The following is a 15611-nucleotide window of genomic DNA, read 5'->3' on the forward strand; positions in this document are numbered from 1 at the left end:
AAACGCCGCTACCCGGGAAGACCCCGGAAAAGCGGCGTTGATTGCCGGCGTCCGTAATTTACCCGGTCAGGGCTGAATCAGGACACGGTCATTTGCGAGCGTGGCGGGGAGGGGAAGTGTTCGGCCGTCCACCCAGCTTTGTCCGGTCTGACCGAGGAGGATTTCCGCACTTCCGTTGATGTCGAGCAGCCAGCCGTCTTTGCGGAGCAGTCCGGAAACGAATGCGCGCTCTTCAGCCCGGAACAGTTCCTTCCCCCTGGCCGCCATCGCTTTGGCGTTTCCGGTGAAGGCGATGAGTTCGCCCTTTTCGGAAAATACCGCGATCTGCGGGAAGCCAGGACGCGGTGAATCGATCCGCACGCCGTCGAGCTCGATGGTGTCTCCGGTATTATTCGGGAGAATCACGAGGTATTTCCGTTTCGCGGAGGTGAAAGAGACGGTGACCAGATCGTTGTTTTCTTCGATCTTCCCATCTCTGGCCCGGCCTTCCGGGGAGAGAAGCAGAACCGCATTGTGTTTCTCCGAGTCAAACACGCATCGGATCCGGCGCAGCTGCGGCAGTTGGATTTTCTTCTGCTCAAGGGCAAGCTCATTTTTGAAGTAAGGCTGGTACTTGGCCTTGTCTTCCTCCAGAGTGATCCCGAACGGAATCAGGCAGAGGTGGCGGCTCTTCTTGTCGGTCATGCTGTTCTGCCAGAAGTTGAAGCGGCCGTTTTCCTCCTGGAGCTTGTAGTAATTCACCACGGCAAGGTCATAACGGAGTCCGGAGAAGTCCGGCGCGGAGAAAAAAGCCAGAAGCACGTCGCCCGCCATCACAAAACTTTGCGTAACCTCCTGCGACGGGGTCGCGTTGAGTCCCGGCATGATCTGGCGCAGGACGTAGACACTCCCCCCCGCACCCGGATACATCGCACGGTGCATGGTCTGAGGCGCCCGGGTCAGGTCGACGGAGTTCAACCGCGGCATGCCGAGCGTGGCATCGGGGCAGACGTAGAGCTGGTTGTTCAACCCGAGATAGCGGAGATTGCCGCCGCTCTGCGTCACCGGAGGGGTTTCAACACCGAATTTTTTCTCATATTGTCCAGGGCTGAAGCGGCTGTAATCTCCGAACATGGCGGTTGCGCCGAGGTCTCCGGTCATGTAGCCTTTTTCCATGCCGGTATACCAGCCGAGCTGCTCGTCACGCTCCATCATCTGGCAGGCGAGGGAGGCGCAGCCGAAGAGATCGCCGTTCTTCGGAATTTCAGCGATTTTGTCGCGCTGCTTGTAGAAGCCCGTGAAAAAGGAGATCGAAGCCGGATCATGCAGCCACCAGCGCGAACTGAACCCCTTCTTTGCCGTATTGTTGACCAGAATTTCCGCATCTGCGGCGATTTTGCTGTTCGGCACCCGCCCGAGCAGCCCGGCGGAAAAAGCGCGGGCGCCGCCGCTGCGAATCCAGCTGGTGGACCGGGCGTTTTCGAGGCCGTAACCGTTGCCGATGATATTGTTGAGGCCGAGATCCGCAACTTTTTTCTTCTCCTCGAAGGAGAGGTCGTCCCAGAGGATGTCGGCTGCTGCGGCGAATGCCGGTTCGCCGACCGACTGATAACCGACGTCGACACCACCTTCGATCCAGAAGGACTGCTGGGTTTTGTCCAGAACCTGCCGATACTTCACGAGAGCGTCCTTGCGGATTTTGTCATCCTTGAGTTCTTCGGAGATCAGGGCGAGCGCAAGCGAGGCGAACGAGTCCTGATTGTTTGCGCGCAGATCGGCGTTGTTGGTGAGCGCGGTGGTGTAGGTCGGCAGATAGGCGGCGATTCCGCGGAGCCGGAGGCGGATGTCCTCCTTCACATCCGCCGGAATCACATCCCCCGCATCGCGAAGCGAGAAACAGAGCGTCAGAGCGATGGAGGTATTCATGAGGAAATCATAGTCGGAACGGTACAGCTGTTTCTTCTCATCCCAGAACTGGCTTGTAATGAAACGGTAATGGGTGAGCGCACGTTGCAGGCTCTCCTGATTGCCGTTGAGTTTTGCATCCATGAAATTCCAGTACATCATCGCGGAATCGTGGCTGCTGCGCCCCTTGAATATCTTGTCTTCCGGCTTGAACGGGGTATCGCCGAAGTGTTTTCCCTGCCAGTATTTCTCCTTTGATTCAGCGGCGCCCCGGGCGGCGATTGCCTTGAAGCTTTCCAGATAATCCTGAGCTGCGAGCAGGAGGCCGGCTCCGAGAGCCGCGCATGTGAACAGTGTTTTCAGTGACATTTGGTTTCCTCTGAGTTGTTTTCAGGTAAATGTTTTTGGGAGAGGAGGTTTATTTCAGCGGGCCGCCGAGGCGGTCATCAAGTCCGAGAAATTCGTTGAGGGAGTTTTTGGCCGCCGAGAGGTCGCCGAAAAGCACTGTGACGAAAAATGCGTCATGCAGAGGAATCTGTGGTTCAGCACCCGATCCGCTCGGACAGTATTTGTCTCCGGCCCGGGAGGATAGCCAAGTTTTGTGGTTGTCGGCGATCATCGGCGCCTGGCCTTTCACTCGATCGTGCTTGCTGTAGTATTTCGGATTGGCCGGGTCTTCTGTTGCGCCTTTTCCGCCGTTGTAGGGGAAGATGGTCATGTTGGCTCCGTAACTTGTGCCGCCTTTGGTGTTGCCCCAGGTGAAGGAGTCAGTCCCTTCGATTACGTCACGGGGGCAGAGAAACAGAGTCGAGACGCGACCATTGCAACCACGTTTGTCCGGCAGATAAAGGGAGAGATAGGTCATATAGTACTCCGCTGATGCCGCGGTCGCCTCCGGCCGGAGCAGCATTCCCCGGAACGGCGGCAGATATCCTTTGTAATCCATGGTGTAGAAACTGACGGCGCCGCCGATCTGCTTGAGCTGAGAAACGCATTTGATGTCTTTCCCGCTGTTGCGAGCACGGGAGAGCGCCGGCAGCAGTATAGAGGCAAGAATTGCAATGATTGCGATCACGACCAGGAGCTCTATGAGAGTAAACGGATTGTGTTTCATTGTGATTCTCTCCTTTTGTATTGTTTTTTTAGACCTGGGCAGAGTTATGATTCAGGGGAGCTTGAAGAACGTGTTTCGCCGAAAACGAGCGTGCACCGCAGCCGGTGCATCTGCGTCATGACGCCCGGCGTCACCTCGAATCGCAGTTGGAGGGTCGGATGCGGAGAGAACGCATTGACGCCACCCGGATTTCCGGGTGTCTGCGGCAGCGCAAGCGCTTTCACTTCCAGCCGGTCCGAATCTCCTCCGGAAATCCGGAGATCGCGGATAAGGCATTTTTCCTGCTCTCCCCAGCGGATGACGGCGGGGAGGGCGGTCAGTTGCTCAAGTGGCAGGAAGGTGTTTCCGTCCTCCGAAAATTCCGCATTCACCAGCGGAATGGGCACTACGAACGTCACTTTGTCACAGTAGTGTCCCGCCATGTGGCGCATGCCGAATTCGAGTTCGATCCGGTCGGCGTAGTAGCGGTTGTGAACGTGAAAGTCGATTTTGTACTGCCGCTCGCGTCGTTCCCAAACCGCTTCCAGGCAATCCGCGTTGCCGAGGAAGAAATTGCACGGCGGATCGTATGGATCGAAATCGGATGCCGTGAGCATTTCCCCTGTCGAACTTCTTACCGTCATTGCCGTGTGATCTTCCGGCGAGGTCGAACAGCTTACAAAACGACGGCCATTATGATCATCCACTTCCACGTGCCAGAGTGATGCCGCCGGAAAGCTTGCGGCATAGAAGAGTTCCTTTTTCCCGAACAGTGTCGCCAGCGGCGCACCGCCGATCAGCGTTCCGAGATTCGGATCTCCGTAGCGAGGCACGACCGGAATGTTGCGCAGACAGGTGTGTCCCGCAAATGAGGTTTCATAGGCGGGGGTGCTGATCCGGAGCCATTGCGCCTCCCACGCGTAAGAGCCGAAGAACGGCGGTTCGATCGTGGGAATTTCTTCTACTTCTCCGAATTCTGCGAGTGCCCGGGCAATTGATGCATAAAAACGTGCGGTCGCGAGTTGCGAGAACTGCGCTTCGATGTTGATTTTCTGACCGAACGGCTGAGCTTCAGGCAGGCCGCTTTCCGCATAGGTCGGACGGCTTTTGACGAATTCGATATAACGGTCGATGTACCAGCGGCAGTAGCCGGCAAGAGCCGTTTCCCCGAGTTCTGCGGCAACCATGGCCGATTCCAGCGGTAGCCCCTCAACCAGTACCGGACCGTACCAGGCACGGTGGATCCCGTACCCGTCAAGATCGCTGGCGAGATGTCCGCCGCGGCTGAGGTTGCGCAGCAGTCCGGCGATATAGTTCCGGCAGAAGTCGTCAAGCTCTTTCCTGCGTTCGGAGAAGCTGTTGCGCAAAGCGTGCAGATAGACGAACATGAAACCGTTCGGTTCGGTACAGTAATAGGCCGGGGTATGGGTATTGGTCGAGTGCTGGTCAGTGATTCCGCCGGTGCAGACATAGTTCCAGGTCCAGTCCGGATTCAGGCTCGGCTGGAGCAGCGGTCCGTCAATTGCCGCCGGAGTGACGTAATTTCGAAGGCCGTTTGCAAGCAGAATCTCAAATCGCTCCTTCCAGACCGGGTCGTCGGAGAGCTGTGCCATCCAGTAGTAGACCCGCAATTCGAAGCGGAGCTGTTGGGTTTTCCCCTGTGCGCCTTCCGGAAACCGCAGCCGCGGATGCCGTTCCGCCAGGCGGGTGAGGGCATCCATCACGGTTTTACGATTTTCGCCGTTGAGGCCGATAAGTTCCGCGTGAAAGAGGGCTGTCCCAAGAGCGTCTCCCATCGTGGAAGCGTAAGCCGGATGGTCGGTGACACCGTCATTGGTTCGGCAAAGCCCGTCTTCGCGCACAAGTCCGGCGAGCCAGAGCGCCAGGCGGGCGGCGCGGCCGGGAATCGCACTGCGGAGTTTCAGTTTTTCCGTGTAGACATGGTAGAAGACCAGCTGAGAGTTGACGCCGCCGGGATCGCATCCGGTCAGGCCGGTGGCGATCGGAAACTCCTCGTAATGATCAGAATTCCAGCACGTTTCGACATAGGCCGCAAATGGGCTCTCCTCCAGAAACTCACGCAGGCGGATGTGGTTCATTTCAGGGCTGCTCCCGGAAACGGATCCGCGCTGAATTTCACTTCTGCGACGTAGAGGTCGGCGGAATCGGCCTTGAGGTCATACCGGTAGGACTTGTCGCCTGCGGCCTTCGCCCACATGGTTCCTTCCCAGGCTTCCGCATGGCGGAAGAGGTTTCCCGAGAGGGGGAGGCTGCCGTTTACGGAGATGTCGCTGCGTTTGTTGTTGAAGTCGAGCTTCAGATCGATGACGGTCCATTCTCCGACCTTGAACGGGGCGACCGGAATCCATCTGACGTATCCTTTGCCGTCGCCGTTTGAGATGACGACCTGCGGTTTGTTGAAGTCGCCGACCAGACCGACAAATGCCGCGGCGCGGCCGTTCTGCTGCTGAAGCATGATCGATGCGTTGACTTTGTCGCCAAGTTTGTCGATCATCACTTTGAACCGGGCATAAATCACGCTCTGCTGGGCGTCGGGAACGTCGGCTGACCACTCGGAGGAGTTGATCTGCAATCCCTTCGTGATCTTGAGTGCTTTAGTACCGTTGAGGTCGACGACTTCACCGCCGACACTGTTTTTCTCGCGGGGCCACATGCCCCAGGTCGGACGATGCGACCGCTGTTTGCCGCTGTCATCGACGGTGACGAACTTGTCGCCGGGATTGTTTTTCGAGAGGTCGAGGCTGTAGAATTCCGCAGCGGTTCCGGCGAACGCTGCCAGAAGCATCGAGCAGCCGAGAAGAGTCTGTGTCATCATTTTCATCGCAAAAATACCTTTCCCGTTTTATTTGATCCGATCGACCATTTTGGTGTAGCTGTGTTTTAAACCGCGATGCGTCTCGAAACGGATTTCAAGACGAAGGTCGCTGCTGTTTTTCTGAGCGCTCTCCGGGAAGAGAAGGCGCATGGAACGACCCGGTTTGAGTTCATCTGCCCATTCCGAACTGATGACATCATCCGGTGAAACCAGATTGATGCTGACTTTGCGCAGCGGAGCGACATCCTGATTTTCGAATTTGATGGTGTTGTTTTCCTTCGTGAGTTTGAATGAAGCCATGATTTCCTGAAGAAACTCCCTGCCGCGCACATCGTTGAGTTCGCCGTGGTGAGCGTAGAGGAAGCCGCCGATAACGCCCGGGCACAGTCGCATGAGGCCGAGTTTTTCGCGCATTTCGTTTTCCCACTTCTCGACGTTTTCATTGCGGTAGCGGGTTCCTTTGGTTTCGTTTTCCGTGAAGCCCCATTCGCAGAAGACGATCGGCATTTTTGTCCGGTCGTAGATGCCGGCGACGAGGTTTTTGAATTCCGGGATGAACTGGTAGCTGTTGTAGCCGAGCACATCCTGTCCCGCGGTGAAGAACCAGAAGTTGCCGAAGGTGTCGAGATTCGCATAGGTGACGGGCCGTTTGTCGGGGTCGGCTTTGTGAAGCCGTTCGCGGGCCGCAGTCAGATAGCGGTCGATCAGCGCTTTGTCGTTGTAGCCGGCGGTGGGGTGGTTTTCGTTGCCGGAGTTCCAGAAGAGAACGTTCGGATATCCGTTCAGCTGCCGCGCCATCTCCTCGTGCGGATCCGTGGCGAAGGCCAGATCAGGATTGTCGAGGTTTCCAAGAGCCACTTCGGTGGTGTTGCAGGAGCCCGCCGCGTAGACCGGCATGACGAGGAAGCCCGCATCGAGTGCGTCCTGAATCTGCTCGGCTTTCACTCCCTCCATACGCAGAGCGTTAAAGCCGAGATTCTTGTAGAAGGCCAGACGATTCAACCAGCGCCGACGGGTCTGCGTTCGGTCGTTATCCCATTCGATTCCGGGATCGCCGTTGATGCCGCGGATCTGGAAGGGGTCGCCGTTGATGAAGAGCTTGTCCTCGCGGAACTCGATGACCGACCCGTTGAATTCGATGTTCTGAGCGTCAAACACCCGGCCGTTTTTGTCGATGGCGCTGACCGTGAAGTTGTAACGGTCGAAGTTTGCCGGGAGCGTCAGAGGAATCGAGAACGTGCCGTCCGCACCGGGTTTCCCTTCGGCGCGAAGGCCGTTGCCCGTGACGGAGACCGACGCGGTTCCCGGGCACACTTTGCCGGAGAAGGTACGAACAACCGTCCCATCCTCCGCCACTTTACCCGCTGCAACCGGATTCATCGCGACAAACGCGGCGACCGATTCAACGTAGAGATTCACGTCTCCGAGAATTCCGGCGACACCCTTGTGGTGACGATCCTCTCCGTTGCGGTAGATCCAGTAGCCGCGCACCGGGTTGTTGTAGAGCCGGACGGCAAGCGTATTGGTTCCCTCCTTCACCAGATCGGTGACGTCATAGACGTAGTTCCACGGATAGGCGCCGGTCATGATCGGCAGCAGCAGCACATCCTCATCGGGGATGGCTTTTTCATCAAAGGGAAATTTGATGCCGCACCGCTCGAAGTGCTGGAACTTCATCATTTCGCGGGCGGGTTTCCCCCAGAGCTGGGTCTGGCGGGAGCTGTTTTTGAGCATCCAGTCATTGCGGCGCCTGGCATTGGTCTGAGTTCCGACCCGTTCGCCGTTGACGAAAATTTCGGCGGAATCCGCCAGATCCTTGAACTGCAGATAGATCTTGCCGCCATCGGGCTTTTCGCAGGTGAAGTCGCGCTTATACCAGTAATGGCCGCCGGGCTGATCGGGGACGGCTTTTTCCGGGATCTGCACTTTTTTCGCATCGGCGAGGGGAGCGCCGGGACGGGCGGGAGCGTAGTCGAGCAGCTGATCGTATTTCCAGGTCAGGTCTCCTGCATAACTTTTGTCGAATTCGCCGTTGAGGGAAATTGCCTCGATGAACGGAGATGCCGTGACAGCAGCCGCAGGAACCAGCCGGTCGTATTTCCCGCGGTAATATTTGCCGAGATCGGGGAATTTCCGCCAGTTGTACTGCGTGCGGTAGCAGTCGGTCTTCTCCTGATTCCAGTTCGGAACGCTCTTCACGAGCTTCGAGTTGAGCATCTTGAATTTCGCTGCGCCCTTGGAATCGCCGCCGGTGTCATGCATCATCAGGAACAAATGGAAGTCAGGATTGTTTTTCGCACGGTCCGGGAGTTCATCGAAATAGAAGCGAAGGGTCTGCCGGCCGCCTTTCAGGAGTGCTTCGCCGGTGAGCATTACGCGGGTAGGCCAGAAACGGGAAGGAACGGCAACACAGGTTCCAAGTTTCAGGATCGGTTTATCAATGTCGATTTCGATTTCGAGGTATCCGCCCGGCAGATATTCCGCGAGGGGGAAAACTCCGAGGTCGACGAACATGTAATTGTCCGCATTGGACTGATCGATAAAGTCGACTGAGAGAACGCCGTCCCTGCTGACGACCGGGCGGAAGGCTTTCGTATCGCTGCCGTTATCGGAGGCTTTGAACGCCAGGTTGTCAGCTTGATAGACTTGAGCTCCGAAGCTGGAGATAAGACAACATCCGCTGAATAATGCGATTGTTACAGTTTTACGCTTCATAAATTTTCCTCAAAGGTGGTTTCGTTTATTACCAGCTGATAACGCCATGAAGATCATAATTTCTGGTCCCGGGGCTTGAGCCGGGGCCATAGCTGGTATTGAGAGTGTTAAACCAGCTTACGTGTCCATCCGCGTACAGAACGTTTACTCCGGAGTTGCTGTGAATCCAATAACCTTCAAATGCTCCCCAGTTCTTGCTGTTCAAGAATTTATCCCAGCGGCGGATCTCCGGCTTGTCAGCTCCGGACCAGGTGATGTAATTATCGGTCTGCACATAACGCAAACTTGGCTTTGTAATGCTTCCGAATTTTGGCCAGAGAGAATCTCGAACCTTGCAACTTCCGGACGGTCCCTCGGGAGTTCCATCATCTTTGACATAAGGGAGTACCCATTGATTGGAAGTATAGGTCATTCCATTTTTCACCTCTGGGTAATCTTGAGGCCGATCTCCGCTTCGAATCGGATATTTGTTGAGCACCGGACAGGCCACAGTCGCGCGATCCGGAAGATAATGTCCTTTATACAAAAGCCAGGCAAATCCCCTCTCTTCTCCTTCATCGTTCACATGGCATGGAGGCGTAAAGTCGCGGTAATCGGCAGAATATAATTGAAGCGATTGTCCGTTTTGCCGCATGTTGCTGATGCACTTTGCCGAATAGGCTTTGTCTCTGGCCTGATTCAGTGCGGGAAGCAACATCGAGGCGAGAATCGCGATGATTGCGATCACGACCAGGAGCTCTATGAGGGTGAACAAATTGCGTTTCATGATCCATCTCCTTCTAAGTTATATGGTTTTGATCGAATCACGCTGTTTCAAGACGCCGGGAATGCGGATCATCGAGGAGGTGTTCCGCTGGTGGATGCCGATCCCGTCGATGAGGTCGCACAATGTGCAGGTCGCAAAATGCGAAACCCGGTTGAACGGCATCGCCACCGACGAGAGCGTCGGTTTCAGAAGGTTGCAGAGGCTGCCGGTATCATCCATGCCGACGATGCTGAACTCGTCCGGAATCCGGATTCCGCGCGTCTGGCACGCCGTCAGAAAACCGAACGCCGCCCAGTCGTTCCCAAAAATCACCGCGGTCGGCCGTTCCGGCAGCGCCAGCAGCCGCTCAAGCGGGCCGGACATGTCCGGCGGAGTTTGTTCGGGGTCCACGGCGCGGCCCTCTTCCCGGTTCGGGGGGGAGAATTCAATGAGATATTCCGGCCGGAAATTTCCTGTCGACTTCATCACCTCCAGATAGCCGTTCGAGCGGGCGATGAACATCTCGTTGCACGCCTCGTGATTGACGAACGCGATCCGTCGATGTCCCTGCCGTAAAAGCTGTTCGGTCGCGATCACGCCGCCGGCGTTGTTGTCGACGATCACCTGCGGCAGCGGATCGAACGTGTGCGTCGCTCCGAATCCGACCGCGGGCAGAAGCGTGATGAGTTCCTTCAGATAATCAGGCAGCGGATTTTCCATTTTGATGAGGATTCCGTCCGTATTCCGGATGATTTCCCGAGAGATTTCCTCCCGGTTGGCCTCCGCCATGTACAATGTCAACCGACAGCAACGTTCCTGACATGCGGTTTCGATGCCGCACATGTAGCTTGTCCAGAGGTCGTTGCTTTTCCAGGCGGGACCCATGCCCGGTGAGATCAGCGCAAGGGTGTGCGTTCGTTCCCGCTGCGGGAGTGTCGACGTGCGCGATTCCGCCCGCCGTCCGCGGCGTCCGGAGCGGTAGTTGACTTGCCGGATCACCTCCATGGTACGCCGCCGGATCCCTTCGTCAACATTTTCCGCATGATTCAGGATTCGGCTCACGGTTCCGACCGAAACTCCTGCCATCCGGGCGATGTCACGTATGGAATATTCTGCCATTTCAACAATGTTTATTCAATGTTCATTCATTTTGTTCATCAATAGACATCATTAATTATACCAAAGAAATCAGATGTTGTCAAGGGGATTTCCTCTTTTTTCTGCATTTTTGTTGAACATTTTTCAATGCGATCGATGAACTTTAAAGTTCATCAAAAAAGGAAAAACTCCCGCTCAATCGGGAGAAAACGGTTTTCAGTTGCTTCAGCTGAGGAAAAAGGTTTCCAGCACATTCATGCTTTCCCGCAGTCCGCCTGCGCGGTTGCGCGCGAGCCACAAGTCGCGATGGCGGCAGATGACGTGACGCAGGGCGTCGTTCCATGCGGCACGGTCGATCCGTTTCCCTTTGCGTGCGGCCATCGATTCGAGGGCGAGACGTGCGAGAGAGCTGGAGTTTTCAAGCTCGTCGAGAACAAGCCGCGGCGCTTTTGGAGGATGGGTCTCGAACCGGTGCCGCAAGGTGGCGAGTTTGCGGAGAGCTCCGGCGATTTCCTGCGGGGTTGCCTGTTCGAGAAGTTCGCGGTTGCCGCGGCGGTCGGGCGCGTTCAGGATCGCCCAGAAGTTGTTGCAGTTCGCTCCGGGGTGGGCGAAAGCGTCGGGAATCCTGCCGTAGTCGAGCAGGGCAGTCCCGAGAGTGCCGTCGCCGTCGGGGTTGAAGGCAAGGTCAATGGCGGCTGGAATCAATCCTTCGATTTCGGCGGAGGCGTTCCAGCTCCAGCCGGCGGCAGCGGCGACGCCGGGCCATGAGAGCGGCCAGTATTGATGGTGGCCGCCGTCGCCCCAGTCGGTCAGCAGCATGCCTGCGGCTCCTGCTTTGCGGCCTTCGCGGGCGGCTGTGGCGATGTTTTGGAGCATATTGACGGTTCGTCCGGTGATGGAGTTCCAGCTGGACGTGCCGGGGCAGACGTAGAACGGGATTCCCGCGTCATGGAACTTCGCGCACTGCTCGCGGAACGGATGAGTCGCTTCGTATCCCCAGGCGAGCGCGGTGACTCCGTCGGGGATTTCCGGGATGAGTTCCGGCTCGTGCAGGATGATGTCGCCCCAGAACTGGATTTTCCGACCGTACTTTGCCGCGAGTTTGGCCAGTTCCGCGAGATGGTTCAGGTAGACGCGGTGGATACCGTGCTTTTCACAAAGTTCCCGACTGCGTCCGTGGCCGAGCTCCAGGGTTTCATCACAGCCGACGTTGAGTGTGCCGCTCGTGAAATTCGGGAGAATTTCGGCGTAGAGCCGGTCGATGAAGGCGAGAGCGGCTTCTCCCGGTGTCAGGGTCGATTGATACCACGCGTCCCACTCCTTGCAATACCATGGTTCGGGGCTTTCGGCAAGGTGGCGGTACTCCTTGAATTTGAGCCACCGCTCAAGGTGGCCGAAACTGTTGAGGTTCGGGACGAGTTCGATGAAACGGTCGCGGCAGTAGCGGTCGAGCTCCATGATTTCGGCGGGAGTAAGCGGGGTCGTGTCGTACCAGACCCGTTCATCCCCGGCGAAGGCAAAGGAGTGTTCCATATAGAGCTGCAACTCGTTGTAGCGGAGCAGGCTCATGGAATCGATCAATGACTTGAGCGATTCCATGGTCGGAATCTTGCAGCGGGAAACGTCGAGCATGTAGCCGCGGCGCGGAAAATCGGGCGCGTCCTCGATGAGCAGGCCCGGCACCTGCGACGGTTTTGCGAGCAGCTGCTGGAATGTTTGCACTCCGTAGAAGAATCCCGCATCGGCAGAGGCGAAGAGAAGCGCGCCCTCCGAAGTGGTCTCGAGGCGGTATCCTTCGGCCGGGAGTTCCGGATCGCGCGCCATCACGAGGAGACATTCCCCGCAGCCGGGAACCCCGGCTGTGACCTGGATCGGGGAGAAGAAATTCCGGGAAAGGGTCGCGGCCGTGCGGCGCGCGGCCTCCTTGAGTTCAAATCCCGCGCCGGGCGGCAGAAGCAGCCAGCGGCGGCGGGAGTAGTCCAGTTTGCCGTTCTGTTCGGAAACCTTGCGCGGCGGCGGAAAAAGCGTCATGATGCACCTCATTTTCGTTGACATCTGACGGATTACTATAAACCCGGTTCGGTCTTTTGCAATCCTGCGGATGTGCTTTTTCCGCAAAAACGCCGCAAATCAGAAGAGCGTCACTGTGATCGGATTTCCACCCACTGCGATTTTCAGGATCAGATCGCTGCCGTCGGGTCGGGACGGCACGTCGAAGCATTTTCCGGTGACGAGGTCGGTTCCGACTGTTTTCCCCGCCGACGCCGCGTGATTGCGGATCCGGATCACGGCTGTGCGTTTGGCGAACTCCTCCGAATACTGCTGGCCGGACCAGATGGCGAGCCGGAGTCCTCCGGCGGTTTCAAAGAGATGCGCATGAAGCGAGTTGTCGGCTTTCAGGAGCACTTTCCCGTTCATCTCCCAGTCGATGAGGATGTCACGCTTGCCGGCGCGCTGGAGCGGCTGCTCCTCGATTTTCACGAGTTGAGCGACTGCGGGCGTATATTTTGCGCCGTCGAAGAGCGTGGCGAGATTCTGCATCGCAAAGTAGGAGGGTTTCGGGGAGTAATCCGCGTTGAGGAGGCCGAAATTCGCCTCTCCTTCGAAGGGATTGCCCCCGTAGTCGTTCAATGCGTCGTACTGGACAACGGCTTTGATTTCCGGCATGGTCAGGCATTGCAGGAAACGACGCGTGATGTATGCGGCCTGCGCCGGCTCCGTGTAAGCCGCGAATCCGTAAGCCGACAGTTCACTCCTGCCGTTGTAGACATAGGTCGAATAACCGAATTCCGTGAAATAGAGCGAGAGGTCGCTCCGGTTGATCTTTGCGAACTGCTCCTTGTAAGCGTCCACGACTTCCGGGAGCGTGAGATTCGGGCCGCCCGCTTTCACGCCGTCGCGTTTGTTGAACGGAGTCCCGAACGCGAGCCGTTCCGGCGGCATCATAGTTGTGTATGGGTGATCCACTATGCCGTTAAGTTCCTGCGGGATTCCGGCCTGCAGATAACGGATGTTGGCAGAAGTTACACAACCGCCGCCGATGATCTTCGCCTCCGGGGCAAGTTCCCGGATCAGTTTGGCTGCTGCCTGTGTGTATTTTACATGTTCAAGCAGCCAGCGTGAAGTGGAGTTGTCGGGCTGTTTCGCATTCCAGGAACCTCCCGGGTACTTGGTGGTCCAACCGCCGAAATTGTGTGGTTCATTGCCGATTTCATAGATGGCGACGTAATCGCGTGTGTCGTTCACAAGCCCGCGTACCCCTTCAAGGAAATATTCGATGGTTTGATCGGCGAAAGTCGGGATGATCGCAATGACTTTGAACCCGTGCCGTTTTGCCGCTTTCAACCGCTCGAGTCTTTCGGACGTGATGCCGGGCGTACCGTCATCTCGCCGCGGCCAGAAATCGTCCCGGATGTACTTGATTCCGGCTACGGACAATTTTTTCAGTATGGTTTCATACTCATACCAACCCGAATTCCCGGAGTTGGGCTTCAAAGCCTGGTTGAAGTGGACGCCGGTTCCGATGATGGAGTTTTCGTCTGCTTCAGCGGTGGTGAGGCGGCGCGACCAGTCGGGGGAGTCCGTGCCGCGCAGTCGGGTTTCCGTCTGAGCCAGCACACGCCCGTTCCGTTCAAGGGCAACCGGAATGACATAAGTGTTGAAGGCGCAGCCGCCGAGCGATAGCGGGGCGGTATACTCGTGTGTGACGGTTTTGCCCGGCTTTATTTCGAACCGTTGGACCTTGTCGCGGTACATGTCGGGGAAGCGAAGCACGAGCCGGGTTCCCTTGTCGAAGGTGTCCGGAGCGGAGACCGTCAGTTTGAGTCTGGGATTTGTTCCATTCGTCCAGACACCGGTGACGTCGCAGCCGAACGCCGTAAAGCGGAAATCGTCTCCCCGGAACGGCTTCTCGTTGAGAAACGGCGCCTCCGCCTCGACTCCGTTGATGCGCAATGTAACTGCGGCGTCCGACCCGCGATTCACGATGAGATGGAGTGCTTTGAGCGGAAGTTTCGGCTGGTCGGTTTCCTGTTTTCCCCCCCATTTTTCCTGCCATTCCCCACGCAGGTTAAGACGGAGACGGGCTTCGTTTCCGGGGACGATCCGGGTTCGGCTGGTTTGAAAAACACGGTCTTCTGCATCGACGACACGGAAGGTCGATTCCACCTGTCGATCGGGGACGACCCGGAAATAGAATATTTCAACGTCTTCAGGAAGAACGGGCGTATAGACTGCTGCAACGTATTTGCTTTCTCCCGAGAATCCGACTCGGAACAACAGCTTCCCATTTTCTGAATCGGGTAAAATCTCTCCCGTCGCGCCCGGAAATTCCGGACCGGGAAAAATTTTCCAGTTGGAGGCAGTCTCTGCCGGATCGAGAAGAACCGTCCCCCCGTTAAGAGTTGCAAACGTAGCCGCAATTGCGGCAATCATGAGTGACAGGCGTTGAAAAATCATGAATGTCTCTGGGGTGGTTGATTTTTATTTGACGTCGTAACCTTTGCGCGTGTCAGCACTACTTTCATAAATGAACCAATTCAGGTCATAGCTTCCTCCAAGCGGATACAGCAGTGGCGCAGCATGAAGATCGCCGAACACAGAATTGAATTGAACCCGGGCAATGTTCGGCTGGCCGTTTTGCACCGCTTTGATGTCCGTGCCGTCATGGCGTGCGCGCGTATCGTACATGACCATCTGCCGGGAAGGCTTGGACAGCATTCCAAATGTGATTCCACGCATCTGACTGGCGCCGTCGCGAGCCATATTCCAGCGAACTCGATAACTGGTCTCATACCAGTAGGCATCCTCCAGCGTGGCAGGATATGGTTTCCGGACACCGTCAAGATTCGGATTTTCCGTATCTGACGGACAGATGCTGCATGCAAATCCTCCGGTATATGGTTTGAAAAGGGTCGGCCAGAAAAGGATTTTTCCCAATGCGGCAGCATCCGCAGCTCCAGTTCGGTTGGGAATCATGTCCTTATTGTCCATGGCGTACATCCCCAGTGTGACCCCATGTTGTTTCAGGTTGTTGATGCAACTGGCCATTTTACCCCGTTCACGCGCTTTATTCAGTGCCGGGAGCAGCATCGATGCAAGAATGGCGATGATCGCAATTACAACAAGCAATTCGATCAATGTAAAATAATTGTTCTTCATAACCTTTCTCCTATGATAAAATTCCACTTCGATGCCGGGAAAAACTCAATTTTTTACGAGTTTGAATTGAGTAAAATCCT

10 protein-coding genes are annotated in these 15611 nt (G+C 56.5%); all 10 read right to left on the minus strand.

All coding sequences use genetic code 11. The annotated features are described in order from the left end of the window. Window positions 1–66 precede the first annotated feature (66 nt). On the minus strand, window positions 67–2253 hold the full coding sequence (locus Q0K10_RS09340; protein WP_294506238.1) for a hypothetical protein: 2187 nt from the start codon (window positions 2251–2253) through the stop codon (window positions 67–69). Window positions 2254–2302: 49 nt separating this feature from the next. Beyond that, complete coding sequence (locus Q0K10_RS09345; RefSeq protein WP_294506241.1) at window positions 2303–2998, minus strand: prepilin-type N-terminal cleavage/methylation domain-containing protein; 696 nt, start codon at window positions 2996–2998, stop codon at window positions 2303–2305. Window positions 2999–3042: 44 nt separating this feature from the next. Then, entirely contained in the window at window positions 3043–5076 is a 2034-nt protein-coding gene (locus tag Q0K10_RS09350; protein WP_294506243.1) for a hypothetical protein, read from the minus strand. Beyond that, on the minus strand, window positions 5073–5819 hold the full coding sequence (locus Q0K10_RS09355; protein WP_294506244.1) for a hypothetical protein: 747 nt from the start codon (window positions 5817–5819) through the stop codon (window positions 5073–5075). Before Q0K10_RS09355 ends, Q0K10_RS09350 begins: the two co-directional genes overlap by 4 nt. A 21-nt stretch (window positions 5820–5840) precedes the next feature. Then, the gene (locus tag Q0K10_RS09360; RefSeq protein WP_294506246.1) at window positions 5841–8528 is read right to left on the minus strand and encodes a glycoside hydrolase family 2 TIM barrel-domain containing protein; all 2688 of its coding nucleotides are present in this window, start codon (window positions 8526–8528) and stop codon (window positions 5841–5843) included. A gap of 28 nt (window positions 8529–8556) precedes the next feature. Next, window positions 8557–9294, minus strand: a complete 738-nt coding sequence (locus Q0K10_RS09365; protein ID WP_294506247.1) for a prepilin-type N-terminal cleavage/methylation domain-containing protein — start codon at window positions 9292–9294, stop codon at window positions 8557–8559. Between the two features lie 18 nt (window positions 9295–9312). Further along, on the minus strand, window positions 9313–10392 hold the full coding sequence (locus tag Q0K10_RS09370) for a LacI family DNA-binding transcriptional regulator (protein ID WP_294506251.1): 1080 nt from the start codon (window positions 10390–10392) through the stop codon (window positions 9313–9315). A gap of 204 nt (window positions 10393–10596) precedes the next feature. Next, window positions 10597–12402, minus strand: coding sequence for a family 20 glycosylhydrolase (locus Q0K10_RS09375; RefSeq protein ID WP_294506254.1), 1806 nt, complete (start codon window positions 12400–12402; stop codon window positions 10597–10599). A gap of 99 nt (window positions 12403–12501) precedes the next feature. After that, a complete protein-coding gene (locus Q0K10_RS09380; RefSeq protein WP_294506257.1) occupies window positions 12502–14649 on the minus strand; it encodes a hypothetical protein in 2148 nt (715 codons plus the stop codon). Window positions 14650–14853: 204 nt separating this feature from the next. Then, the gene (locus Q0K10_RS09385) at window positions 14854–15531 is read right to left on the minus strand and encodes a type II secretion system protein (RefSeq protein ID WP_294506260.1); all 678 of its coding nucleotides are present in this window, start codon (window positions 15529–15531) and stop codon (window positions 14854–14856) included. Between the last annotated feature and the right edge of the window lie 80 nt (window positions 15532–15611).

This window comes from uncultured Victivallis sp., assembly GCF_944391105.1.
Lineage (GTDB): Bacteria > Verrucomicrobiota > Lentisphaeria > Victivallales > Victivallaceae > Victivallis.